26 protein-coding genes are annotated in these 22,892 nt (G+C 60.4%); 4 read left to right on the forward strand and 22 right to left on the reverse strand.

The features are described 5' to 3' along the window. Nucleotides 1–42 precede the first annotated feature (42 nt). From AC3WUT_RS02940 to AC3WUT_RS02955, 4 genes are all read right to left on the reverse strand, one after another. Nucleotides 43–1,491 (reverse strand): efflux transporter outer membrane subunit, encoded by a 1,449-nt coding sequence (locus AC3WUT_RS02940; protein WP_492345607.1) that lies wholly within the window; start codon nucleotides 1,489–1,491, stop codon nucleotides 43–45. Between the two features lie 70 nt (nucleotides 1,492–1,561). Further along, nucleotides 1,562–3,595: a MacB family efflux pump subunit gene (locus AC3WUT_RS02945; protein WP_492345558.1), complete on the reverse strand. Its 2,034-nt coding sequence runs from the start codon at nucleotides 3,593–3,595 to the stop codon at nucleotides 1,562–1,564. A 1-nt stretch (nucleotide 3,596) separates the two neighbouring features. Beyond that, entirely contained in the window at nucleotides 3,597–4,823 is a 1,227-nt protein-coding gene (locus AC3WUT_RS02950) for an efflux RND transporter periplasmic adaptor subunit (RefSeq protein WP_492345559.1), read from the reverse strand. A gap of 117 nt (nucleotides 4,824–4,940) precedes the next feature. Then, nucleotides 4,941–5,201 carry a DUF167 domain-containing protein gene (locus AC3WUT_RS02955; RefSeq protein ID WP_492345560.1) on the reverse strand — a complete coding sequence of 87 codons (261 nt, stop codon included), beginning with the start codon at nucleotides 5,199–5,201 and terminating at the stop codon, nucleotides 4,941–4,943. Nucleotides 5,202–5,327: 126 nt separating this feature from the next. Between AC3WUT_RS02955 and AC3WUT_RS02960 the strand changes: the two genes are divergently transcribed. The 4 genes from AC3WUT_RS02960 (at nucleotide 5,328) to AC3WUT_RS02975 (ending at nucleotide 8,940) form a co-directional block, all read left to right on the forward strand. Next, nucleotides 5,328–5,735, forward strand: coding sequence for a hypothetical protein (locus AC3WUT_RS02960; RefSeq protein ID WP_492345561.1), 408 nt, complete (start codon nucleotides 5,328–5,330; stop codon nucleotides 5,733–5,735). Nucleotides 5,736–6,303: 568 nt separating this feature from the next. Next, entirely contained in the window at nucleotides 6,304–6,435 is a 132-nt protein-coding gene (locus AC3WUT_RS02965) for a hypothetical protein (protein ID WP_492345562.1), read from the forward strand. A 103-nt stretch (nucleotides 6,436–6,538) separates the two neighbouring features. Beyond that, on the forward strand, nucleotides 6,539–7,519 hold the full coding sequence (locus AC3WUT_RS02970) for a Bug family tripartite tricarboxylate transporter substrate binding protein (RefSeq protein WP_492345563.1): 981 nt from the start codon (nucleotides 6,539–6,541) through the stop codon (nucleotides 7,517–7,519). Between the two features lie 167 nt (nucleotides 7,520–7,686). Further along, the gene (locus tag AC3WUT_RS02975) at nucleotides 7,687–8,940 is read left to right on the forward strand and encodes an alkyl sulfatase dimerization domain-containing protein (RefSeq protein WP_492345564.1); all 1,254 of its coding nucleotides are present in this window, start codon (nucleotides 7,687–7,689) and stop codon (nucleotides 8,938–8,940) included. A gap of 497 nt (nucleotides 8,941–9,437) precedes the next feature. Here AC3WUT_RS02975 and AC3WUT_RS02980 read toward each other — a convergent pair whose 3' ends face one another. From AC3WUT_RS02980 to AC3WUT_RS03065, 18 genes are all read right to left on the reverse strand, one after another. Further along, entirely contained in the window at nucleotides 9,438–10,052 is a 615-nt protein-coding gene (locus tag AC3WUT_RS02980) for a hypothetical protein (RefSeq protein ID WP_492345565.1), read from the reverse strand. Between the two features lie 37 nt (nucleotides 10,053–10,089). Beyond that, nucleotides 10,090–10,578, reverse strand: a complete 489-nt coding sequence (locus AC3WUT_RS02985) for a hypothetical protein (RefSeq protein ID WP_492345566.1) — start codon at nucleotides 10,576–10,578, stop codon at nucleotides 10,090–10,092. 222 nt (nucleotides 10,579–10,800) lie between these two features. Continuing rightward, nucleotides 10,801–12,060: a DUF4427 domain-containing protein gene (locus AC3WUT_RS02990; RefSeq protein ID WP_492345567.1), complete on the reverse strand. Its 1,260-nt coding sequence runs from the start codon at nucleotides 12,058–12,060 to the stop codon at nucleotides 10,801–10,803. 20 nt (nucleotides 12,061–12,080) lie between these two features. Further along, the gene (locus AC3WUT_RS02995) at nucleotides 12,081–13,802 is read right to left on the reverse strand and encodes an ABC-three component system protein (RefSeq protein ID WP_492345568.1); all 1,722 of its coding nucleotides are present in this window, start codon (nucleotides 13,800–13,802) and stop codon (nucleotides 12,081–12,083) included. After that, complete coding sequence (locus tag AC3WUT_RS03000; RefSeq protein WP_492345569.1) at nucleotides 13,799–14,047, reverse strand: ABC-three component system middle component 6; 249 nt, start codon at nucleotides 14,045–14,047, stop codon at nucleotides 13,799–13,801. The genes AC3WUT_RS02995 and AC3WUT_RS03000 overlap by 4 nt, the downstream gene beginning before the upstream one ends. Next, complete coding sequence (locus tag AC3WUT_RS03005) at nucleotides 14,044–14,964, reverse strand: ABC-three component system protein (RefSeq protein WP_492345570.1); 921 nt, start codon at nucleotides 14,962–14,964, stop codon at nucleotides 14,044–14,046. The genes AC3WUT_RS03000 and AC3WUT_RS03005 overlap by 4 nt, the downstream gene beginning before the upstream one ends. Nucleotides 14,965–14,991: 27 nt before the next feature. Further along, entirely contained in the window at nucleotides 14,992–15,198 is a 207-nt protein-coding gene (locus AC3WUT_RS03010; protein ID WP_492345571.1) for a type II toxin-antitoxin system RelB/DinJ family antitoxin, read from the reverse strand. A gap of 23 nt (nucleotides 15,199–15,221) precedes the next feature. Further along, entirely contained in the window at nucleotides 15,222–15,713 is a 492-nt protein-coding gene (locus AC3WUT_RS03015) for a type II toxin-antitoxin system HicB family antitoxin (protein WP_492345572.1), read from the reverse strand. Between the two features lie 53 nt (nucleotides 15,714–15,766). Then, nucleotides 15,767–16,057, reverse strand: coding sequence for a hypothetical protein (locus AC3WUT_RS03020; protein ID WP_492345573.1), 291 nt, complete (start codon nucleotides 16,055–16,057; stop codon nucleotides 15,767–15,769). Nucleotides 16,058–16,059: 2 nt separating this feature from the next. After that, nucleotides 16,060–16,677: a hypothetical protein gene (locus AC3WUT_RS03025; protein ID WP_492345574.1), complete on the reverse strand. Its 618-nt coding sequence runs from the start codon at nucleotides 16,675–16,677 to the stop codon at nucleotides 16,060–16,062. A gap of 374 nt (nucleotides 16,678–17,051) precedes the next feature. Beyond that, complete coding sequence (locus AC3WUT_RS03030; protein WP_492345575.1) at nucleotides 17,052–17,339, reverse strand: type II toxin-antitoxin system HicB family antitoxin; 288 nt, start codon at nucleotides 17,337–17,339, stop codon at nucleotides 17,052–17,054. Nucleotides 17,340–17,430: 91 nt separating this feature from the next. Beyond that, the gene (locus AC3WUT_RS03035; RefSeq protein ID WP_492345576.1) at nucleotides 17,431–18,510 is read right to left on the reverse strand and encodes a carbon-nitrogen hydrolase family protein; all 1,080 of its coding nucleotides are present in this window, start codon (nucleotides 18,508–18,510) and stop codon (nucleotides 17,431–17,433) included. A gap of 95 nt (nucleotides 18,511–18,605) precedes the next feature. Further along, nucleotides 18,606–20,282: a TrbL/VirB6 family protein gene (locus AC3WUT_RS03040; protein WP_492345577.1), complete on the reverse strand. Its 1,677-nt coding sequence runs from the start codon at nucleotides 20,280–20,282 to the stop codon at nucleotides 18,606–18,608. Between the two features lie 2 nt (nucleotides 20,283–20,284). Beyond that, the gene (locus AC3WUT_RS03045) at nucleotides 20,285–20,539 is read right to left on the reverse strand and encodes a hypothetical protein (RefSeq protein WP_492345578.1); all 255 of its coding nucleotides are present in this window, start codon (nucleotides 20,537–20,539) and stop codon (nucleotides 20,285–20,287) included. Then, complete coding sequence (locus tag AC3WUT_RS03050; RefSeq protein WP_492345579.1) at nucleotides 20,526–20,744, reverse strand: hypothetical protein; 219 nt, start codon at nucleotides 20,742–20,744, stop codon at nucleotides 20,526–20,528. The genes AC3WUT_RS03045 and AC3WUT_RS03050 overlap by 14 nt, the downstream gene beginning before the upstream one ends. A 14-nt stretch (nucleotides 20,745–20,758) precedes the next feature. Then, nucleotides 20,759–21,787 carry a P-type conjugative transfer protein TrbJ gene (trbJ, locus tag AC3WUT_RS03055; protein WP_492345580.1) on the reverse strand — a complete coding sequence of 343 codons (1,029 nt, stop codon included), beginning with the start codon at nucleotides 21,785–21,787 and terminating at the stop codon, nucleotides 20,759–20,761. Continuing rightward, nucleotides 21,784–22,656, reverse strand: coding sequence for a plasmid replication initiator TrfA (trfA, locus tag AC3WUT_RS03060; RefSeq protein ID WP_081575394.1), 873 nt, complete (start codon nucleotides 22,654–22,656; stop codon nucleotides 21,784–21,786). The genes trbJ and trfA overlap by 4 nt, the downstream gene beginning before the upstream one ends. 10 nt (nucleotides 22,657–22,666) lie before the next feature. Further along, nucleotides 22,667–22,813 carry a hypothetical protein gene (locus AC3WUT_RS03065; RefSeq protein ID WP_492345581.1) on the reverse strand — a complete coding sequence of 49 codons (147 nt, stop codon included), beginning with the start codon at nucleotides 22,811–22,813 and terminating at the stop codon, nucleotides 22,667–22,669. Nucleotides 22,814–22,892 lie beyond the last annotated feature (79 nt).

The following is a 22,892-nucleotide window of genomic DNA, read 5'->3' on the forward strand; positions in this document are numbered from 1 at the left end:
CTCTATGGCTCTATGGCTCTATGGCGCTATGGCGCTATGGCGCTATGGCGCCCCCTGGGCACTGCCGCCCAGAGCCAGGTACAGGGTGACCTGGTTCTTGAGTTGCGAGAGCTGATTCTGCGCCCAGGCGGTTTCGGCGGTGCGGCGGGTCTCCTGGGCATCCAGCCACAGGTTCAGGGCCACTGACCCCTGGCGGTAGCGCACCTCGTACAGCTGTTCGCTGCGCCGGCTGGCGGCCAGCGAGCCGGCCAGCAGTTCGCCCTGCCGGGCCAGGGCACTGCGGTTGCTCAGGGCGTTTTCGACATCGCCCAGGGCCGAATAAAGCGTCTGGCGGAAGCTGACGACCGCACTCTCGTACTGGGTGCGGGCAATGGCGTTGTTCAGCTTCATGGTGTTGACCTGCAGGAACGGCAGGGTCACACCGGCGCCCAGCAAGGCATAGGGATTGGACAAAGCCTGCCCCAAAGCCAGGCTGCTGCTGCCCAGGGCCCCGGTGAGGGTGAGCGCAGGGTAGTAGCTGGCGGCGGTGGCATCGGCGCTGGCCAGGGTCTCACGCAGGCGCAGCTCGGCCGCACGCAGGTCGGGGCGTCGACCCAGCAATTGGGCCGGCAGCCCGGACGCCACCTCGGGCATGGCCTGCAGCGGCAAGCGCTGCGGCTCGGTACCCAACCAGGGCTGCAAGGCCGTGTCGCTCGGCGCCACATCCAACAACAGGGCCAGGGTGGTGCGGGCGCTCAGCCGCTGCTGCTGCAGGTCGGCCAGCGTGGCCTTCTGGCTCAGCACCGTGGCCTCAGCCTGACTGATCTCCAGGGCCGACACCGCACCGGCCCGGTATTGAGCCTGGACCAGGTCTCGGGTCTTTTCGGCGTAGGCCACGCTTTGCTCACCGGTGCTGATGCGCTGGTTCAGGTAGGCCAGTTGCCAGTAGGCCTGCAGCACGCTGCCGATCAGGCTCAGGCGGGTGGCCTGGCGATCCTGCTCGGTGGCCAGCGACTCCCAGCGCGACACATCGCTCAAGCTGCCCAGGCGGTTCCACAAATCGGCCTCGTAACTGACTGAGACGCTGGCGCCGCTGCTGCGGGTGCTGGCCCCGCCGTCCAGCGGCTTCTGGCCCTGGGTGCTGACGCTGCCTGCGAGGGTGGGCCAGCGGTTGCGTTCCGCCAGTTCGGCCTGCAGCCGCGCCTTGCGCACCTTGAGGGCCGCCACGGCCAGATCGTTGTTGCGGCTCAGGGCCGCCTCGACCAGGGTGTTGAGCTGCGGGTCGCCAAAGGCGCCCCACCAGGTATCAGGCCCATCGGCGGGGGCCGTCACCACGGCGCCTGGGTGTGACCAGGCGCCGGGCACGGCCACCTGGGGCGCCTGGTAAGGGGTGCGCACCGAGCTGCAGGCCCCGAGCAACAAGCCCTGTGCCAGGGCCAGTGCCAAAGCAAGCGGCAGCGCAAGTCGATGCGGGGCCGGTGTCTTGGGCTTTGAAAAAGGAAGGTCCATCATGAAATCGTTGCGCCACAGCGCCTTGTGTCCAGGGGCGTCCATCTCGGGTCGATCACGGGTCAGTCCTGGGTCAATCACGGGCCAGGGCCTCGACAGGGTTGAGCCGGGCCGCGCTGCGCGCCGGCAGGAAGCCGAACACCACCCCGATGAGGGTTGAGCACAGAAAGGCCGCCCCCATGGCCGAGGTGGAGAACGCCAGCGTGAAGTTGTTGCTGAAGTGCTTGAATAGGGCCCCGAAGCCCAAAGCCAGCGAGATGCCCAGCACACCGCCCAACAGGCAAACCAGCACGGCTTCGATCAGGAACTGCTGTTGAATATCGCTTTGCCGTGCCCCCACCGCCATGCGCACGCCGATTTCGCCGGTGCGCTCGGTGACGCTCACCAGCATGATGTTCATCACGCCGATGCCGCCCACCACCAGCGAAATGACGGCAATCGACGACACCAGCAACGTGAGCGTGCGGGTGGTGCTTTCAATGGTCTGACGGATGCTGTCGGTGTTGAGCACATAGAAATCCACCCGGCCGTGACGGCGCTCCATCAATTGGTTGATGCCCTGCTCGGCGGCGGCCATCGAGGTGCGATCGTCCACCCGCACCGTGATGCTGCGCAGGTAGCCCTGTCCGATCAGGCGGCGCATGGCCGTGGTGTAAGGCACGAAGACATTGAGGGTCTCCATGTTGGGGCCGAACCCCCCTTCCTTTTTGGCGGTGACGCCCACCACATAGACCGGCATGCTGCCCAGCAACAACACCTGGCCCACCGGGTTGGTGTTGGGGAACAGTTTCTTGCGGGCGTTCTCATCGATCACCGCCACCTGGCCGTAGGCCTGCACGGCGGCTTCACTGAAGGCCGTGCCGCCGGCCATCTCCAGGCCTTTGACCCGGAAATACTGCTCGCCCACGCCCGTGACCTGCACCGAGGCATCGATGTTGGCATACCGCGCCGTGACCGAGGCTTGCACATTGGGGGTGACGCTGTCGACGTAGCTCTGCTCTTTGAGCGCATCCGCATCGGCCGGACTCAGGGTCTGGATGCGGGCGGCCCGCGGGTCGCCGAACCCGGTGCCCGAGTACACATCGATGGTGTTGGTGCCAATGGAGCTGATGTTGGCCAACACCTTCTGGCGCGAGCCCTCCCCCAGAGCCACCACCGACACCACCGAGGCAATGCCGATGATGATGCCCAGCATGGTCAGCAAGGTGCGCAGGCGGTGCGCATTCATGGCCAGCAAGGCCATGCGGAAGGCTTCACCCAGCCGGTCTGCCCAGCGGCTCAGGGCGGTCCAGGGCCCAGTCCGGCCAGCGGCCTTGGGGCGGAGGATCACCGCGTCACCCGCCGAGGCGGGCGTCAAGGGTTGGCTTGGGACGTTGCTGCGGTCGGAGACCACCTCGCCATCGCGCAGTTCAACAATGCGCTGGGCATGGCTGGCCACCTGCATGTCGTGCGTGACCAGGATGATGGTGTGGCCCATCGCATGCAATTCAGCCAGGATCTTCATCACCTCGGCGCCGGACTGGGTGTCCAGCGCCCCGGTGGGCTCGTCCGCCAGGATGACGCTGCCACCGTTCATCAGGGCTCGGGCGATCGACACCCGCTGCTGCTGGCCACCCGACAGCTTGCCCGGCACATGCGAGGTGCGTCCGCCCAGGCCCAGGCGCTCCAGCAGGGCCAGGGCGCGGGCCCGGCGCTCACGCGCCCCTGAGCCGGCATAGATCGCGGGCACCTCCACATTGCCGGCGGCCGACAGGTCGCCCAGCAGGTGATAGCGCTGGAAGATGAAGCCAAAATGCTCGCGCCGCAGCGCGGCCAGTTCGTCAGCCTGCAGGCTGCCCACTTCGCGATCATTGATCTGGTAGCTGCCCCGGCTGGGCTGGTCCAGGCAGCCGACCAGGTTCATCAAGGTGGACTTGCCGGAACCCGACTGGCCCACGATGGCGATCATCTCGCCGGCGGCCACATCGAGGCGGATGTCCTTGAGCACGGCCAGCGGGCTGTCACCGACCAGGAACTCGCGCCACACCCCCTGCAATGACAGCAGGGGCTGGGCGGGATCTGAAGCCGAGGCGGGGGCCGCGCCGCCCGGTGTTGGGTGCGCGCTCATGTCAGAACCCACCCGGTGGCGGGCGCATGCTGCGCGATTCGCCCGAGGCCGACGGGGCCCCGGCAGCATTGCCCAGCACCACCTTCTCACCCTCTTTCAGGCCGTCCAGGACCTCCACCGTCACGTTGTTGTTGATGCCCACGTGCACGGTGCGCGGCTGCAACTGCCCGTCGCCGCCCAGCACGCTGACCCGGTAACTGCCGTCACGCTGGCGGGCACTGAGAGCGCCCACAGGCATCGTCAGCGCGTTCTTGGCCTGACCGCGCACGATGTAGACCATGGCGGTCATTGAGATGCGCAGCTTGTTGTCGGGGTTGGGCACGTCAAACAGGCCGTTGTAGTAGATGGCCGTGGCGCTGCTGGTGGAGGTCGAACTGGAACTGCTGCTGGAGGAACTGCTGGTGGTGGAGGTGCTGATGCTGTCGGTGGCCGGCTCGATGGTGCGCAAGGTGGCGTCGTAGCGCTTTTGCGGTTCGCCAAGAATCGTGAAGTACACCCGCTGTCCCGGTTTGACCGAGGTGACATCGGCCTCTGAGATCGAGGCCTTGACGGTCATGGTGTCGACCTTGGCCACGATGATGATCGTGGGAGTGGACTGGTTGGCGTTGACGGTGGTGCCTTCTTCGGTCACCAGGGCCACCACCTGCCCATCAATGGGCGACACGATGCGGGTGTAGCCCAGGTTGACGCGGGCCGTGTCCACCGCCACCTTGGCCTGGTCCACCTGGGCGCGCAGCGCCTCCACGCTGGCCCGGCTGGTCTTTTCGGTGGCCAGAGCGGCCTCCAGATCGGCCTGTGAACTTGCCTCGGAAGCCCGCATCTGCTGCTGCCGCTTCAGGGCCAGTTCGGCCTGCGTGAGGGTGGCCTCGGCAGAGCGCAGCTGCGCCTGCACATTGGCCAGGGCAGCCTCGTTGTTGCGCAAGGTGTTCTGCTGGGTGAGCGAGTCGATCTCGGCCACCAGATCACCTTTGCGAACGATGTCACCCAAGGCTACCTTGAGCGACTTGACCTGGCCCGACACCTGGGCCCCCACACTGACCTGCTTGAAGGCCTTGAGCGTGCCATTGGCGAGCACGGTGTCTTCGATGTCGGCCCGAGCCACCGGGGCGGTGATGTAGGCGGGGGCCGGCGGCGGCGCGAAGAAGGTCTTCTTGCCCACCACCAGGGCGATGGCCAATACCCCGACCGCGATCCCTGGACGGATCAGGCGTTTGAATTCAATGTTCATGAAAAATCTGAGGCTTGCAAGTCGCCCAGTTTGCCAGCCCCGCATGACACCAGCGCTTGCGCAGCGTCACAGGAAGGTAAAGCGAGCCCGCCCCCATCCGGTTTCAGGCCCGGCCCGTCAAAGGCCGAACAGAGTCCGCAGTGCCCCATCGTCCATGCCCTCCACCGCCACCCGCTTGGTGCGCCCGCTGCTGCCCAGCTCGATGGTGACGGCCGATTTGGACACCCCGCAGCGTTGCGCAACGAAGGCAATCAGCGCCTTGTTGGCCTCGCCGTCCACCGGCGGCGCCTTCAGTTGGATCTTGGGCTTGCCGTCATGGGTGCCCATCAGCTGGGTTTGCTTGGCGCCGGGTTGGCAGTAGAGAACGATCTTGGCCATGGAGGAAAAACGATCAAGGACAGGGAAAGCGGCCTTGGACGGCCCCCAGCATGGCAGGGATGATAGAACGCTGCCACCGCTGTTTCAGTAAGATGACGCTCGCCTGCCCTGCCCCACACCCCCTTGATGACCCCCAGCGCCAGTTTTCCGATCCGCACCGAATGCCCGCCCGGCGCCTGCGTCTGTGACCGTGACGCCCTGCTGCAAAACCCCAGCGGTGACTTGCGCGTGCTGCGCCTGACGCGTGAAGAGGAAAAACGCCTGCTGCAGCGGTTGGAAAACCTGGCCAGCCTCAGCGACCTGCGCCGCCTCGAAGAGCGCCTGGAAGAGCAGCTTGGCATTCGCCTGACCATCAGCACCAGCCCCAACGAGGTGCGCACCCTGCGCGGCATCACCATCCTGGTCCACGAGCAACCTGGCCTGTGCAAGAAAACCCGCCAGGCCATCCCCGCCGCCATCAAGAAAAGCCTGGAGCAACGGCCTGAGATCGCGTTCGAGTTGCTGGATGAGGGGGGATTGTTTGGGGGAGGATGAGTCGGCGCATTCGGCCTCTGTGCCCTTCCGTATGGACTCGGTCGGGTCACCGAGCGAGCGCAAGGCCGAACGACGACTGAAAGCGGTCTCGCAACGACTCAGCACCTCCTCGGCCAGGTCGGGCAACGCGGACAAAGGCATTTCCCGAGGCCTGGAGTCGAACACCGCCTGAGCCGGCCGCAAAAGATCGCCTGGGTCCTGATGCCAGTCGAGCACCGCCCAACCCGAGGCCACCGTTCCCTTTTAGCCCTCCCGATGGATCTGGCCCACCCTGACATGCCCCTCGATCACCTGATTGCGGGCTCGGCTGCGGACACGATCTTTCAGTCAAAACGACAGCCGGAGCCCTGAACAAGGAAGTCAGCAACCCTCATGCCTCTATGTGTCGGTAGCTTGACAGAAAGTGCCCCCCTCGCGTCCTAGAGTAGGCAGACATCGGCAATCTAGTCGTGACAGACGTGATGAAGGGAACCTGTTCATGAAGCAAAAACAATGGCCAGTCGCCAGCGGCGTGAGAGCGCTCGGCTCCGCTGCGTGGGCGCAAACGGAGGCGCAATTGGAGGTGCAAATGGCGGTGCAAATGTTGGGTGTGCTGGCCAACGCCTCGACCTCCATGGCCAACATGGCCATGTTGGCCATACGAGCCCAAAGCGGTGATGGCGTGCGGTCACTGGCCGTGGGCCTGCGTAACACCTTCTAAAGAGGCCATGAACAACCGAGCCCTGGCAGGATTTCTCTGACCGTGGGCTGCCGGAGGGCTCGGACTGATTCCCCCCCCCTGTCTGTTCTCCAAAGAGGTCACAATGAACATATCTCCAATTGGCGCGGCACTGCTCTGGAGTTGCGCAGCAGGTGCAGGCGCTGCGCCCGCGAACGACGGCTATCCGAGTCGTCCGGTGCGGATCGTCGTGCAGTACCAGGCTGGCGGCGCAACCGACACCTTGGCGCGAATCCTCACAGAAGCTCTGGGCAAGCGGCTTCATCAGCCTTTTGTGGTCGACAACCGCAGCGGTGCCACAGGCATCATCGGCAGCGACCATGTGGCCAAGAGTGCTGCCGATGGTTACACGCTGCTCCTGACCACGCCAGCGGCCATCAGCACCAACCTGGTCCTCTACAAGAAGCTACCCTACGACCCGCGCACTGACCTGCGCATGATCTCGGATGTCGTCAGACCCTCTTTGGTACTTGCGGTCAATCCATCGGTACCGGCTCGAGACTTCAGGACGCTGATTGAGGCCATACGGCGGTCTCCCGGCAACTATGCGATGGGATCTTGGGGCGCTGGCACTTTGCCCCATCAAATTCAGGTGTACATGGACAAGACCTATGGCCTGCAAACTCTGCACGTCGCCTATAAAGGTGAAAGTCCGATGTCCGCAGACCTGATCAGCGGCGTAGTCCAGATCACCTTGGGCTCCGCCGCCACCCTCAAGCCCTTCATCAACACCGGCAAGTTGCGAGCCCTGGCGGTGGTGGGCAACCACCGCGCTCAAGGCCTCCCCCAGGTTCCAACCTTCAGCGAGCAGGGCTACAAAGATGCTGTCTACAGCAACACGGGTGCCATATCGCTGATGGCTCCCGCCCGGACACCCGACTTCATTGTTCAACGCGTGGCTCATGAGCTTGCCGCCGTGATGCGTGAGCCCTCGGTCCGCGAACGCGTCGAGAGCCTGGGGCTTGAGCCGGTTGGGAATACGCCCGCCGAGGCCACAGCCGCCTACGCGAGTTTTCTCCCCGTTGCCCTCGACCTGGCCCGCTCCACCGGCGTGAGCTTGGATTGACCCGGTTTTCAGCACCAAGCCCCCCCGGCGAATGCACCCCGCTCCCCGCCGCGCGCTGCCTGAGTCACCTTGTGGGTCTGATGGGTTGCACTGCCGCGGGCAGCGGCGCCAACCGGCCTGAGCACCGTGCCGGCACGGGTACCGACGCCAAAGAAAAAGGAATCAGCATGACCACCAAAGACGACACCCCTTCCATCCTGTTCATGGGCACCGGCAGCGAAACTGTGGTGCCAGGCCTGCACATCCTGCATGGCCAAGGCCAGTCTTTTGTGGCCGAGACCGATGTCGGTCTGGTCGTCATCGATGCGGGCCCTGGTGGCCCGGTGACCGAGAGCATGATCGCCAGTCTGCGCCAGATCAGCAGGTCTCCTGTGCATGCGCTGTGCTACAGCCATGGGCACATGGGCTACAACGCAGGCGTGGCCACCTGGCTGGCCCATGCAGCAGAACGGGGTGATGCAGCCCCACGGCTGATCGCACACGACAACCTCCCACGCCGGTACGCCCGCTACCGGGAGACTCTGGCACTGCAACATCGCATGGCGGAAGTTCAGTTCAACCGATCGCCCGGTTTCTTTGATCATCGGATCGACTTGCATGAGCCGACAGAGACCTTCGCGGATCGCCTCATCCTCGGCAACGATGAGCAGCGCATCGAACTTTTTTGGGCACCATCAGAGACCGATGATGCGATTGCTCTGTGGTGCCCTGCCCACCGTGTGCTTTACGGGGGCGCTGCATTGCTGAACTCCATCCCCAACATCGGCACGCCTTTTCGCACCCAACGGGACACGGCTCGCTGGGCCAATACGCTGGAAGCCATGGCCGCACTCCGTCCACTCAAGGCCGTGCGCGAGTTCGGCCCCGTGATCGAGGGTGAGGAGTCCGTGCAGCAGGTACTGGGCCACACGGCACGCACGCTGCGTTGGCTGCGATCCGAAGTGGTGAGACTGATGAACGAGGGCTTGAACGAACAACAGGTGCTCGCGGCCATCCGGTACCCTCAAGAGCTCTTCTGTGTGCCATGGATGCAGCCAAGCTATGGCGACCCCAGCTACATCGTGCGCGACATCTATCGCTCCGAGAACGGCTGGTGGGACCGCAACCCGACCTCCTTGCATCCGGCAGCGCCCGAAGCCGTTGCGACCGCCGTGGCGGAAGCCATCACCGACAAAAGCGCCTTGATCAAGCATGCCCAAACACTGGGCGATTCAGGGCAGCATCAATTGGCGCTCCATGTGATCGACCTGCTGGCCCTGTCAGACAGCGACGCACCCGATATCACCCTGGCCCGAAAACTCAAGGCAAGCTTGTTGCGGCAACGCGCAACCCAGGTTGAGAGCTTTGTCTCTCAAAATCTCTACCGCGTGAGTGCCGACATGATCGAGCAATCCACATCATGCCGGTTCGGAATTCACTGAGGCAAAACGTGCCCTCATGGGAACCCTGGCACGATGCATGAAAACAGGCGCGTCAAACCGTTGACCCTTTGCCTTGAAGCCGCTTCACAGTGCGCGTGCCTGGATTTCAAAGGCTGGCAGGCCTGATGCACTAGCACCTTGCCCGCGGCTTGTTGAGGCTTCAGACCCCGGCTCGCGGCAACAGTGCCGACCATGCGAAGGTCACCGAGCCCCGATGGGATCCGCGCATGGCGCGGGTTGGCGATCTGCCACTGGGGCAACATCGAACCTATCCGCTGTGCCCACACCGCCGAAGAGGCGGCCTGTCAGGCCGCCCGGTGTTCAGGGCCCTGGGTACTGCCACAGCGTGCTCCTCAATGAGCACGTTCGAGCAACAGTCACAGGTGAAAGTCGACTCACTCCCACTCAATCATCAATAAGAATAGAAACACCATAAAAATCAATAAGTTGCGTACTGATCATAACTTTATACCATGAAAAATGCCATTCCCCGATGGTTAAGCGCCTGCCATGCAAGCTAGAAACCGGTAGGTGTCCGACTGGATACGAAGCGTACCTGCGGGTTGAACCTCCCATGTCAGGGTCATCACCTCGTTGGCCTTCCCAGACCACCCGCAAGGAATGGCAATGTAGCTCCCATCAAATAGCCGCTGAGGGCGCAACTGACCCGTGCTAAATGCCGACTCTTCGGAGCGAATTCCCGCCTTCTCCCAAGTTGTTTTCGCGTGCGACTCTGAGAGCCTCTTGCGTGTGCCTACGAGTACAAAGACTGCTGCTGCATCTGGATGGGCGTCCTTATAGGCACACAACTTTCTTAGATCACGCTCGACCGCCTCTTCAGTCAGCTGATCTTCGGCAAGCAGCGTCTTTAACTCGAAATATCCCCAAGGGGACCCGCCAATGCGATCAATGATCACATCGGGAATACAACCACCGAGGGTTGGATGCTCTAACGCCTGTTTGTTGTTTCTGATCAAGTCAGGGGATGGTATATGTGGCGTTAGCAGCTTAACGATCAAGTGCTGAACCGTCGCCTCTGCCTGATGCCCATCTTTGGAGCTTCCTACAAGGCCGTTTTCTGAAATCACCTGATGAGGAAGTTGTTTGTGCAAGACGTTGATCAACCGCGGCCCATATTGCAGCAGGCGCCTACGTTCCATATTTGAGCAGCCCGATATCGATCTCGAAAAACTCTTTTTCCACGCCGCACTCTGACGCCGCCGTCTCTTTGGAGACGTAGTTCCAAACTGGATGCAAGCTGCTGTCAAATGCTACTAGGGCAAACGATCCATGGGGATCGAGCCCCGCTCCCTCTGGGTAATGTTCGACCCACACCACACGTCGCACGATCTGCTCGATGAACTGGCTGTGATCATCCCGAAATCGCCACCAAGGCTTGGCAGCGACAAGGTGGTCAAGACCAACGTCCGCTTGCAGCTGCTTAATTGCTGCAACCAAAATTTGCTCCGCGGCGTTTGTCACTGACGTACCGTAGTAGTCAAGAAGTTGACTACAAAGCACGACCACCCCTGTTGATCGAACACGCGCCCGCAGGAAGCATGTCCCTTGTGATCCGAATCCAGGGAAGTTGAATCGTTTGTACTGTTTGTCGACACTTTCCAACAACTTATTCTTCATCTAATCCAACTCCCACCCATGTCGTATGTGATAACCGCGTCGCAAAGTCTCAACACTCTGCCAACTTGAAACAAGGGCCAATAGCATACGCCAGCGACTGGCTGTACTTGGCCGACAGCGATCAACCGGCAGCGATCGCTGCAAAAAAGTCAGCGCTTCCCACCGAGAGAAAGATGGGAAGTAGCCTCAACGGCTTCTGACGGAAACCATGCAAGGGATCACCTACACGTTCCATGAACAGTTGAAAAAACCGATGTCTTCATCAAAACCATCTGCATAGAACGGAACCGCCGTGGGATCGTCAGAACACAACACTGAAAAATAACAGCAAGATGTCCCGAACTCTGCTCTCACCATACTTGCAAGATGGGAGGTCATGGCCTCACGTTCACGCAGGCCTCGAGAATCAGAGAATTCGTAGAGGGACGCCAAATACCTGCCATCACGCGAAACAAACGCCCTTTCAGTCCGGAGCAAGGCTCGTGTTAGCGGAGAAGCATTGTCATGGAGCCAAAGCCAGCAGCCGCCGAATTCACCATTACTGGGTACTCCCGCTGAATCTTCGACTTGGCGAACAAGCTCACCAAAACGATTGCTGAGCGCTTCGCATACCGCTTGCGGCTGTGAAAAGTAAGGATCAAGATTGACCATCGCGCTTGCTATTGCCTGAGCAATGTTTGCGGGGTCTTGGAGTTGGCTAGGTGCTGGCAAAAGTTTACTAGCCATGACAAAACCAAATGTCTCAGCAGTAGCTTGACCACTATCAACCAGTGTAAGCATATCACTCACAACAAGTTCCGCTTGCCTTCTTGTTTCAACAATCACGCCGATTCCGGAAATGCCAGCCAAATAAAAGTCCAAGCCAGGTATTTCATCCCAACTAGACACAGTACCAAAATCTTGAACTTGCTGCTTTACGAATGAAAAATCCGCACGGCAAGGCCATCGCCATTCACGCTCATGTGTCCAGTCAATGTTCTTAGCCCCGCCAATATCAAATGTTACGTAGCGAAATTGCTCAGCCGAAGGAATGATCGACTCAGGAAGCATTCGATTTCCGGCGACGTCATAGCTTGCTGAAAAATTAACCTCTGAGGCCACTCCAGAAATAACAGGAAGCGCTCCCAATCGATACAGTGCATCCTTTGGAAAAACCAAGGCAAACGGACTCATCGCTTGACCACTTTTCCAGCGTGCATCCCCTGCTTGCAAGAAGGCGGCTATTGGCATTTCAGTAAAGCAAATGGCAGGACTCGGGCCGTATACAGTACGCACGCCATTACGCATGGACCAAGTCGCCCAAAGCCGCCCATTCCGGAGCGCGGCCCTAAGCATAAAACTCGCCGGAAGAAACGTATCCTCATAGAGATTTTGCCACCCCATGTGCTCTGGAAATAAAATTCCATTTCGCCCTAAAAGGTCAATATCTCTAAAAAAATGAATCAGATAGTCCGAGAGATCAAATCGTATATTGTTATTCACGCCACACCTCGCACCGAAATTTAGCCAAAACGAATACCAAATAGACCACCATCTTCGGTGGCGTCAGTTAAGCGCATGGATAGCACGTAATCATTTAAATCAAACCCCTTCATATTTTCCTTGAAGGCGTCATCTTCATTCATTGTCACGATGTACTGAAAGCCAAGCTCTTGTGCAATCTCTGAGCCAAGACGCAATGCACTGATGACTTGGCGTCCATCAACGCCATCGAAGAGGTGGCTGTCATGTATCAAGAATCCCGGCCCCATCTGCCGCTTTGCGCACAAGCGCATAAGCATCATGTCGAAGCAGAATATCTGCATGTTCTTGATGCCCTTGCTGCGCTCCCCTTGCATTGGAAACTTGAAGATCGGACCATTCGAGGTTTCATCAACCGTCATGCTGCCGGCCGATTCATACAAGCGTTGCGAGGTTTCCTCGAAGGCGACGATGGCCTCCGCCAGTCGATCCTTCTGCTCGGTGAAGTCACGCCGTAGGCGGATCGTGAGGCGGTTGCGCTCGATCTCCAGCTCGTTCTTGGTGCCTTCGAGCTGCTCGGCGGCTTCGAAGCGTTGCCGCAACGATTCCACTTCGGACTCCAGTCGCCCCAGTTCGCCTTGCAGCTTGAGGAACTGTTCGAGCGCGCCATGGCTCTTGAGAATGCCGAGGATTTCAACGCGCCGATGGTCGAGCTGCGCCTTCTTGCTATCGCGCAGCTCGATACGCAGCTTGGCAGCCTCGAGTTCGCTGGACAGATAGTCCTTCCGATTACGCACCACCGATTCGTGAAAGCTCTTTACGTCCTCGTAGCGGCGCTTGACCAAGCCAGGTAGCACGACACCTGCTTCTTGATAGACCGCCTGAAGGTCTTCATGGTCTGGAGGAACCTCAGAGGCGAGTGCGCTTTCCAGATCACGAATGGCCGAGAAGTCGATGGTGTTGGCGTTGGCCAACTCGTTGAGCTGCCGAGTCAACGTGGCGCTTTCGACTTCCAGTTCCCGGTATTCCGGCAAGACCTGAAAAGTCTCAACTTCCGCATGGAGCTTCTTGAGACGGGCTTCCTGAATGGTCAGCTCAGTACGTAAGTCGGCGGCCTTGCCGATGATTGAACCGAACGCGCCGTTCCCGGCTGCCTTCTTCAGCTCTTCCAGGGTCTTTTCGCGATCACGGACAGCTTGCCAATCTCGGGCGATCTGCCAGTCCAATCCGAGCAGGAACATCAGCGCCATTTGCATGTCGCCGGTGCCCTGCATCGTGGCCTGCTTTTCCGGCGTCATGAACGCACCACTTGCCTGTCGGCGCACAAAGTAGGCAAACAGTGACCGGAACGAAGGCGGCTTGCTGCCTGCAGCTTCAAGGCTGCTCAGGCCGAACATTTGTTCGCCGAGGAACGTACACCACTCGGTGGCCGAGAACTTGACCTTCGCGGCAGGCGGGACGGTCACGAAGATTTTGGCTTTGGAACTACCGCTGCGCTCGACCACCGTCCGTTCTGACCGCAGATCGAAGTCCATGCCGAAGGTGGATTCAGCCAGTTCTGGGGTGCGGAAAATAGAGTCCGGCCCGGCGTCGGCGCCCAACAGAAAATGCACCAACTCAACGAAACTGGTTTTACCGGCGCGATTGCGTGTTTGCTTGGTGGTCGCCCCTTCGGTTTTTTGGGCGAGCAGCACATTCAGGCCGGGCTTCAGATCTCCAAGATTCTTGAAGCTAGGCAGCGTGCTGAAGATGTGATGAATCACGCTGTCCTCCGTGCCACAAGGCCGCTTTCGAGTTCTATAGTTCCAAGGGCGTACAGGAGGTCGAGGGCGAGCAAGAACCAGTCATAGGTAATGCGCCGGGGCGTTACCGCCAAGCCAGCGTCATGCCTGTTCAATTCCTCCCAAAGCGCTGAGACAGTCTTGGGGTGTGCGAGGAACGTCAAGACATGCGCGCCGACGGTCAGTAGCGCACGATCCTGCGGCAGATGCTTAGATGGCAGTATCATGCCGCCACCACCGCTTGAGCATCTTCAAAGATTTCGCACTTGTCGAACAGGTAGGCCATCACGGCCAACACGGCGGCCTTGTGCGCGGGCGTGGTGTTTGCCGTACCCCCGGCCCATGCTTCGAGACGGCCGAATATCTCATCAGGATGGAGCGGAGGAACTCCATCCCGTAGCCCAACGTATTCGTTCTTGAACGCCTGCGCGATCTGCTCGCCGTAGGTTGGGTTCTTCCAGCTATTGAAGAACTGTGCGACGAGCGGCGACTTTTGCATGCCGATCTTCAGAAAGTCGGCGACAGCCTGAGACAGTAGATTGGCCTCTATCTTTCCGCGCGATACATCCTTCACCTCGCTCGTCGTGGGTATGGGCGTGATGCTGATATGCGTGAGCACAGCGGCCAGGTCGCTGAAGCCCAGGTTGACGTTCGCTTCCATCGTCAGCGAGGGGCCAAACCAGGATTCAAGATCCTGAAGGCTCAACTGACGGAACTTCGCTAGCATTTCCTCGTATCCACAATGTCCGATTCTGATCATCGGATTGTCTTGCCTAAGTTTGGCCAGTGCTTCGATGATGTGGGGCCCCAGACGCCCATCGGGTGAGTTGTGGACGAAGGTCCACTCATCGAAATATTTTTCCCAGTGCTCTTTGGCCCCCTCGAAGTCCTCGTTGATCTTCTTGGTGGCCTCGGCGGCGCTCATTTCATTCGGCGCGTAGCTCTGGAAAAGGATTCGCGAGGAAGGTAGATAACCGTCGTTCTTACGATCTCCAACGTTGCCCCAGGGCCGGCATGCCATGAAGTCGTTAGGGTGGGCCTTCGACATCAGCTTCTCGAACAGACGTTGGAATCCGTCTCCCTTGGATTCCAAGAAGGCGATGCGAAAGTCCTTTTCGTAGTTAAGCTGCTGTATCCGGTCCATGAATTCAAATCCCTGATTTTTATAAAATTATTTTTCAGAATCTCGCGAATTTTGAATGCCTGATTGAGACCAAGTGCGGTTGATATCAAAGGGAATGGCTTTATCAGCTGCCACGCGAATAAGAAACATTCTGATCGCATCCGAAATAGACAAACCCATTTCGGCCAATACGTTCGCAGCTTCTTCCTTGATACCCCCGTCAATCCGGGCACGAACAACATCACTATTTGCCATCGCCGGCTCGCTCCAAAATGTAGCTACATTGTAGCCCAGAACGACACGCCAGGCCAGCGCCCTATGCGGAATGAATCGTCATGTGTCGTGTGGAGGCCTATTGGCATAAGTTGCCTGACGCTGAAAATTGATAAGAATATGGTCAGGATTGATTGATCTTGGTAGTTCTTTGAGCAGCAATCTGCTGGCGTCCAGAAAAGCACTGTTTTTTGAACGAAGGGATGACACTCAGACCCTGAAGTGTTCAGGCTGATCTGGCACCTCCGCGCGGGTAAATCGTCCACGTCAATGTTGAGCCAAAGCCACCATCCGCCCTGATAGCGTGGGTCATCCTTCAGCTCATCCAGACCAGACGATTTTGGTTCCTTGCCGTGGTATCCGGCGGCAACGGCTTCCTGTAACCGGGCGGGCACCTCCGAAACCGCCGAGGCAAACGTGTAAAGATTGAAATTTGGCAAGCTCGCCCGAATGCCACCGTTGACTTCATCCACCAGATAGGTCATGAAAAAAGCCATTACTATTTCTCCTGCGCTGCCGACTTATTGACGGCGTTTGGTCATTTCTGGTTTCAATGAGTTGCCTTGGCCGCAAGGGCTGATGCCGTGATTTCAGCGAACGAAAGCACCGGCATCGGATCGTCAATTGCTTCGAGCAGGTTTTCCAAGTCCCAATGCTCGACAGGCGAAACGATCATCGAACCGCTGTCCATGTCGTTCCAGACCAAGAAAAGCCGGCCATCCAGCTCCAAGGCGTAGTGCACCTGGCCGCAGCTCAATTCCTCCGCGTCATCATCGAGTACGTGTTTGATGGACGTGGCGCTGGTCAGCATCGCCATCGCGGAATAGATCGTGGTTTGCATGTTTAAGACTCCTGGTTGATTGAAAATGCCGCTTGGCCGTTGCTCGAATCACCATTGGGCAATTGCGGCCGGCCATCAGCGTCCGGGAAAGTCGCCTCACACTTTGGCGACGCATTCCAGTTGGTGCAGTACCAAAACAGTCCCTGCCGCCCCTCTTTCGGCCTGAGAATTCCGGTCCCACATTTCGGGCACGGCTCGGCTTCGGCTGTCTTGCTTTCCATGTATGTCGTCACCCTGGCTTTGCTGCTCGTGGTGAACTGCAGCGGCAGTCGAGCGAGGAAATTCTTGTTCCGTTCCTTCATCAGTGCGTTTGCCGCGTCCTTGTCCGCCGGCGGCGGCAATGTGAAGGACAGCCATTCCCGCACGTAGTCGAGAACGCCAAGGACCATTTGCTGTTCGGCGCGGTCCTTCTCCACCTGACGAGCCAGCCGGTTGATCGCGGTGGCAATGCGCGCCTCCACGTCAGCCAGGTAGTCCTTCTCTTCTTGCTGCCGCAGGGAGTCGGCAATCGCCGACCGGATGAGGTGGCCGGTCGGCAGGCCGATGGCTTCGGCTCGGGCCTCCAGCTGTTGGCGCTGCTCGTCTTCGAGCCGTACCGAATATGTTCGTTTTGCGGCCATGTGGCCCCCTTTCATCGGTGTTGCGGGCGCGTCCTGCGAACGCAACACGTTTCTACAAAGTGCAGGACGCTCCTAATCCTTGTCCGGCAACCAAAAACACCCAAAAACAACCCAGCAACGCAATACCCCTTTATGTTCCACTCAGCATTTATTGGATGGTGGGTGCAATGCGTTTCCGGGCATGCAAGACCTGGGGAAGGAAGCAGCAAGAGAGCAAAAGCCTGATGGCGAGCTGCCAGCAGCCACGCCATGCAAAATGCTGCATCAACACTGCGGACCCACTGCATGCACACGGCAAGTTCATGGCATCGCATTGCGGCTGCACTGCGAAAACACTGCGCGAACACGGCTTCATGACTGCACCTCCAGGGCATTCAGAAAACACTGCTGCCGCGCCTCGCACCGAGCTTGCGAAGCGTGTCCAGAATCTGCCGATTACCCCGGCGACGGATTGGACGTGGCACAGGTTCACCGGCGGACCGATAGGCAGCGACCAAATGTTTCCACCGCTCTTCAAGTGCCTTCTTCGCGTCGGCCAGGCTGGGCGCGGACGCCCGGACATAGGGCAGATCAGACAGCCAGACAGACCATTCAATTTGATGACCGGAACCGACCGGCATGGCTTCAACCGCGAAGCCGCCGATCTTTTGACTTTTCCTCATTTCATCTCCTTCAAATATGCTGAATGAATCAGCGAAATCCGTTTCCAATTCGCTGACATAGTCAGCAGAAATTCACACTAGCGACCACGTTCTAAATGTTCGTCGCCCGAATCACAGGCAAACCGAATAACCTCCCCCAAACATCAAGCGCCTGGCCTTGAATGGTTGGAATGCTGGTGCTTCTTGCCCACCAATCGTTCGCCGCACCAACGATCACATCGGGGCGGTATGCCATGCTGACCAAGAGGGGAAAGGTCAGCAGTTGCTCATAGCAAATTGCGTAGGCGACACGGCGGCCCGCTACGAGGCCGATGCCACTGCCAAAGGGGTCGGCAACGATGGAATCAGCAGCCCACGGCCGCCACATGCCAATGGGCACTGGCACACGCTGGACCAGCGGGCCGCCATCGCCGCCCAGGGCGACCAAAACATTGCGTATCGAGCTACCGGGGATAGACATTTCGGCCCCCACAAGCATCGCGCTGCCCTTTGCCTTGAGCTGTGCCGACACGTCGGCAAGCATCGAGGCATTGAAGGCATCCCCTTGGCGTACAGGCGGTAGTACGGTTTCCGGCAGGACCAGAACCCGGCCAGGTTCGAGCTGGGTCGCCATCATCATGACTTGGGCCATGCGCTGGCCCTCCGCCAGGAAGTTGCGGGCGGCGGCCGTCTGCAGTCGCGCAAACGTGGTGTCACGGGCTGACCAGGCGGCCGACCATTCGGCCGGCTTGGCCTGCAGCGCGGCGATGTTGGCCACCACGGCCACGCTGGCCAGGGCCGCGACCGATGGCCAGCGCTTCAGCACGACCAGGACGAACAAGGCGACCAGGCTGACGAGGCCGAGGAATCCCAGGCCAGGGAACCACCAACCGGCGGCCGTCAGGGGGTTCACCCAGCCGACGAAGCCGACAGGGGGCAAGACCGTCAGCAGCAAAGCAGTCGGCAGGGTCCACGCCTGCCGGCGTGGGGATGCACTCCAAAGAAGAAACCACGGGGCCGCGTTGACCAGGCCAGCGGCCGCCCACAGCGCCCAGCTGAACCAGAGGGGGGCCGACTCCGCGAAGAAGATGCCCGCCCCGAAGGGCAGGCCACGGCTAGCAGCCAGGTAGTAGGCCAGAGCGACCGCACCGGCCCACCACCGGGAGCCGACAAGGCTCCACAGCAGGGGCACAAGGCCCGCCAGGCCAGCGAGCCAGGGCAGGCCCTCATGCCCCCATGCGAAGCCGCACAGAGCGCCGACGACAGTTAGGAGAAGGCCGCACTTCATCATTCATGCCCGCCGGGTTGAATGTTGACCGCCGCCCCTTGCACCTGATCCGCTTGCTTCAGCTCGTTGACCAGGTTGTCAGTCAGTTTGCGAGCTGCTGAAGAGGTGTCAGCTTGAGTGCCGTCTTGCAAACCATCGCCACCGGAAGGCGCTGCCGGCTGCATCGAGTCGCCCAGAGTCGAACTGGCTGCACTCAGGCTGCCACCACTGACCGGCGCGGCCGTTCCAGCAGCCGCCGAGAGGGCCGCACCAGCTGCAGCTAATGCCACGTCAGGAGCTGGGGCCGCCGGCGCTGCCAGCTTGGCCGGCGCGGGAGCGGCTGCAGGAGCTGAAGGCGTGGCGCGGGTTGCTTCGCCAGCGCTGCTTTCACCAGGTGCGGCTGCAGCTGCGGGGCCAGCAGCTGCGCCAGGTGCTGCGGGTGCAGTTGGGGCGGCAGGTTGGCCGCCGGCGACGGACGGCGCGGACACGCTGGCCGCTGCGTTGGACTCGCGGATGGATGCGGTCTTGTTGTCGATGCGTTCAGCCAGGCGGCCGCCGGCCGACTCGGAACCCAAGCCCTTGACCCGCTCCTTTGCGGCTTCGCCCAGGGCACTACCCACGGCACCAGCTGCGCCTGCAGCCGTGGAAACCATGCCAGTCGCGCCGCGCTCACGTGCTTGAGAGATGGCCGACTGACCGGCACGGACTGCACCGGCGACACCATTGGCCGCGCCAGTAGCGACGTTCGCCACCGTGCCCGCAACTGCACCAGCTGCACCACCCGCCACGGCACCAGCGGCCACCGCGTCACCACCCGAGAGGGAGGCAGTACCACCCAGCAAATCGGCCGCCATTTGCGGCACCTTTAACGCCAAGAAGGCGAGCAGGCCCGACATGCCGAACACCGCCCACATTGGCGACATATCAGCAATGGAGAAGTTCGCCAGCTGCTGCCCCATCATCGTCGCCATTTGCTGCGCAGCGAACATGACAAAGTAGATCGCCAGGAAGCGAACACCGATGACGATGGCTCCCGAAATGGCCTTGGTCGTCATGTCGCGGCCGTACTTGATGCCGCCCATCGCCACAATGATCGGATAGCACGCCAGGTAGAAGTACATCTGGACCAGGATCACCGCGTACTGAGCCGTCAGGATCAGGAACGAGATAACGATCAAGATGATCGTCATGCCCAGCATGAAAGCGACCAGCGGATTCGCTGCAGCGGCCAGGCCGGCCGGCACAGGCACGCCGGCGATGTTGGCGTTATCCGCGAAAGCCGTGGTCATGACGTTCACCAGGTCGATGCCCTGCCAAAACACATCGGCAGGGTTGAAGACGCTGATACCGCTGGCGTTCTTCCCGAGCTGAAGGAAGCCATTGATGATGGCGGCCATCACGCTCGCATTCATGAGGAACGTCAGGAAGCCGTACCACATGACTCGCATGATGACGGCCACCATGATTTCCTGCGGGCCTTCGCTCCTGATGAGCTTCTGCAGGATGAGCAGCGAGAAATCAATGGTTGCCAGCGTCACCGCCAGCCACTTCGCGGCCGTGGCGATAGTGCTGGCGAACTGCGCCGAGGCCGTTTGGTACTGCTGAAGAGCGGTTCCCAGGTCGAACTGTTGCGCGAACGCCGGCGACGACACGCCGAGCAGAAGCAGCACGACCAGCCACAGGTTGCGATGCTTCATGTTCACTTCCCCTTCTCGTTGCTTGGGGCGGCCGGCGAGCTGCCGGGAGTGGCGGGCTTGCTGACATCGACGAAGCCGCTTTCTCCCCACTTGCGAACCTTGCCGCTGCCCTGCTTCATGACGACCTTGGCGGTCTCTTCTTCGGCTTGCTTGCGAGCTGCAGCCTCTTCAGCGGCTTTTTTTCCGCAGCCGGCCAGGCCGGCTGCGAGAACAGCCAGCAGCAGCGCAGCGATGGTATTTGTCTTACGCATGGTCAACTTCCTTTGGGTGTGATGCGGTGCGGGTGTTGCTGGTGAAACCCACCAGGAACAGGAAGGCCGCAGGCAAGCCCCGCAGAGCAGCCGCAGCGATGGTTGAGGTAATTGCCTGGCGTGCCGGCTCGATGAGCATCGAGCCGAGGGCGACGACCAGGACGGCGACGATGAAGGAGGCCGCCCGCTTCTGTGCTTGATTGAGCTTCATGGTCGGTGTCCCTCTTAGAAGCCCACGAAGCCGCTTTGGCCCCACTTGCGAACCGTGCCGTTGCCTTGCTTCAGCACCGTCTGCGCGGCGTCGGTCTGGTCAGCCTGCACCTGTGCTTGCATGCCCAGGTAGTTCGACTGCGCCAGGGTTTGCGTGGCGAGCAGCTGGCGCATCTTCTGCAGCTGGTCCACCGTTTGGCTGGCGATCATGTTGCCGGCCTGAACCGCCTGCAGGGCACCTTCAGAGCTGCCAGACATGCCTTGAATCTGCGCGATGGCGTTGCGCTCGGTGTCGAACTGCTTGACGTTCAAGCCGGCGGCTTGCAGGGCCGAATTGAGGCCGCCCAGCGCCTTCGTCATCAGGTCCTTGTACTTGGCCCCGAAGTTGGTATTGCCGGCGCTCTTGGAGTAGCCGGGGAAGGCTTGCTGAAATTGTTGGTCGATGTTCGCGGCCGCATAGCCGATGGCCTGCGTCTGACTCACCAGCTGCGTCAGCTGGACCAACTCAGACTGCGCCTGGCCCCATAGCTGCAGCGGTGCCGTGAGCAGGTTCTTCAGCTGCTTCTGGGCCATCTGGACCTGCTGGATGGTCTGCTGCACCTGTTGGTACATCTGTGCGGACTGCTGAAGCAACTCTGTGTTGTTCAGAATCTGCGTCACTTCTGTGGCCCCGCCGTTGCCGGCCACACTGCCCGCGCTGGCGGTGGACATGACCATGCTGCCGGCGAGCGCGGCCAAGACGACCCGACGTGCTGTTTCGTTGCGCATTGCTATTTCTCCTTTTGGCGTCATCAATGAAATTCCTCGCCGGCTTGATGACGGCACAACCGGCGAAGATGGATCGCTGACGGCACTTACCCACAGCCCTCTTCCGGTAGAAGAAAGGTAGAAAGAAGGTAGAGGGCAAAAACGAGCTGAAAAACTCAATACCGACAATGGGTTGCGCGCGTGCTGCGCGACGTAACCCCGAAAAGTGGCGACGTAGCCCCGATAAAGCGCGGCGTAACCCCGATGAGGGCGCGACGTAACCCCGATGGCGCTCATAGCTTTGTCCACACCGCTTGGGTGCGCCCCTTGGTGCTGGACTCGATGCGGCCGCCGGCGATGATTTCGAGCCGTTCAAGCTCGCGCATCGAACGGCCCAGGGCATCCACGAAGTCACGCATGCGCCCGGTGTATTCCAGCTTTTCCTTGAGCCAGTCGAGGGCGTAGCGCTGGGTGCTCTCGTCCGAAGTGGCTGCCAGGCGTTGCAACGCTTTCGCCATGTCTTGGCGTGCCCCGAAGCGCTTGCGCTTCTCCCAATCAATCAGTGCGAACTCACGATTGCCGAACATGACCCGCCAGCGTGGATCGACGCGAAGCGTGTACGCCTCGGCCTCGTCGTCAAAGTCGAAGCCCTCGATCATGTGCAGCGCGCGGTTCTTGCCGACCGACAGCTTGGGCTTGCCATCCTTGGTACGAACCTCGATCACCAGCATCGCAAAGGTCAGCGTCTGCATGGTCCGGTTCAGCCACTTGTATTCGTAGTTCCCGGTTTGCCGCCCGATGCTGCGCAGGAACTCGGCTCGCTTGATGACAACAGGTTCGCCGAGGGGTCTACGGCTGGCCTCGTACATGGCCTGCATCCATACATCCGCCTGGCTCTCGTCCAGCTGCTCACCCCAAAACTTGATGACGGCATCAGCGCGACTGATCAGGACCATGTCCTTGTGGATGCGCTTGCGGCCACGCGCCACCGGGGCGAATAGGCTGGACCGGGCGATGTGATTCGGCATGGCCCGCATGAAGTCTTCAAGGCCAGGCAGGAAGAGCTGCTGAGGTGTAACGGCCTCGCGCTGTGCTTCGATGCGCGATTGCGCCTCGGCCGCGCGTGCGGCTAAGGTTGGAAATCGCGAGAACAGCGACGAAGACATGGGGGGCGCCTCACTCGCCGCTGAGGACTTTGGCGATTTCCGCCGTGCGGAAGTACACGCGCCGGCCCAGCTTCAGCTTGGCCGCATTGATGGGTCTGGACCAATCGGAATCAGAGCGCAGGCTGATGCGCAGTCCTTCGGCTGAGCGGTCGAGCACTTTGAGGTTGCCCTCGAATTTCGGAGTTCATAGCTCAGCCCGGAGAATGCCGGGAAAGGAGAGAAGAGATGAACGCTGG

Source organism: Curvibacter sp. EU05-FHT14A10 (assembly GCF_058791075.1).

Excerpts from the sequence above, each read along its gene's own strand:
- AC3WUT_RS02940 (WP_492345607.1), bottom strand. The coding sequence starts at position 1,491 with ATGATGGACCTTCCTTTTTCAAAGCCCAAGACACCGGCCCCGCATCGA.
- AC3WUT_RS02945 (WP_492345558.1), bottom strand. The coding sequence starts at position 3,595 with ATGAGCGCGCACCCAACACCGGGCGGCGCGGCCCCCGCCTCGGCTTCA.
- AC3WUT_RS02950 (WP_492345559.1), bottom strand. The coding sequence starts at position 4,823 with ATGAACATTGAATTCAAACGCCTGATCCGTCCAGGGATCGCGGTCGGG.
- AC3WUT_RS02955 (WP_492345560.1), bottom strand. The coding sequence starts at position 5,201 with ATGGCCAAGATCGTTCTCTACTGCCAACCCGGCGCCAAGCAAACCCAG.
- AC3WUT_RS02960 (WP_492345561.1), top strand. The coding sequence starts at position 5,328 with ATGACCCCCAGCGCCAGTTTTCCGATCCGCACCGAATGCCCGCCCGGC.
- AC3WUT_RS02965 (WP_492345562.1), top strand. The coding sequence starts at position 6,304 with ATGGCGGTGCAAATGTTGGGTGTGCTGGCCAACGCCTCGACCTCCATG.
- AC3WUT_RS02970 (WP_492345563.1), top strand. The coding sequence starts at position 6,539 with ATGAACATATCTCCAATTGGCGCGGCACTGCTCTGGAGTTGCGCAGCA.
- AC3WUT_RS02975 (WP_492345564.1), top strand. The coding sequence starts at position 7,687 with ATGACCACCAAAGACGACACCCCTTCCATCCTGTTCATGGGCACCGGC.
- AC3WUT_RS02985 (WP_492345566.1), bottom strand. The coding sequence starts at position 10,578 with ATGAAGAATAAGTTGTTGGAAAGTGTCGACAAACAGTACAAACGATTC.
- AC3WUT_RS03000 (WP_492345569.1), bottom strand. The coding sequence starts at position 14,047 with ATGATACTGCCATCTAAGCATCTGCCGCAGGATCGTGCGCTACTGACC.
- AC3WUT_RS03005 (WP_492345570.1), bottom strand. The coding sequence starts at position 14,964 with ATGGACCGGATACAGCAGCTTAACTACGAAAAGGACTTTCGCATCGCC.
- AC3WUT_RS03010 (WP_492345571.1), bottom strand. The coding sequence starts at position 15,198 with ATGGCAAATAGTGATGTTGTTCGTGCCCGGATTGACGGGGGTATCAAG.
- AC3WUT_RS03015 (WP_492345572.1), bottom strand. The coding sequence starts at position 15,713 with ATGGCTTTTTTCATGACCTATCTGGTGGATGAAGTCAACGGTGGCATT.
- AC3WUT_RS03020 (WP_492345573.1), bottom strand. The coding sequence starts at position 16,057 with ATGCAAACCACGATCTATTCCGCGATGGCGATGCTGACCAGCGCCACG.
- AC3WUT_RS03025 (WP_492345574.1), bottom strand. The coding sequence starts at position 16,677 with ATGGCCGCAAAACGAACATATTCGGTACGGCTCGAAGACGAGCAGCGC.
- AC3WUT_RS03030 (WP_492345575.1), bottom strand. The coding sequence starts at position 17,339 with ATGAGGAAAAGTCAAAAGATCGGCGGCTTCGCGGTTGAAGCCATGCCG.
- AC3WUT_RS03040 (WP_492345577.1), bottom strand. The coding sequence starts at position 20,282 with ATGAAGCATCGCAACCTGTGGCTGGTCGTGCTGCTTCTGCTCGGCGTG.
- AC3WUT_RS03050 (WP_492345579.1), bottom strand. The coding sequence starts at position 20,744 with ATGAAGCTCAATCAAGCACAGAAGCGGGCGGCCTCCTTCATCGTCGCC.
- trbJ (WP_492345580.1), bottom strand. The coding sequence starts at position 21,787 with ATGAGCGCCATCGGGGTTACGTCGCGCCCTCATCGGGGTTACGCCGCG.
- trfA (WP_081575394.1), bottom strand. The coding sequence starts at position 22,656 with ATGTCTTCGTCGCTGTTCTCGCGATTTCCAACCTTAGCCGCACGCGCG.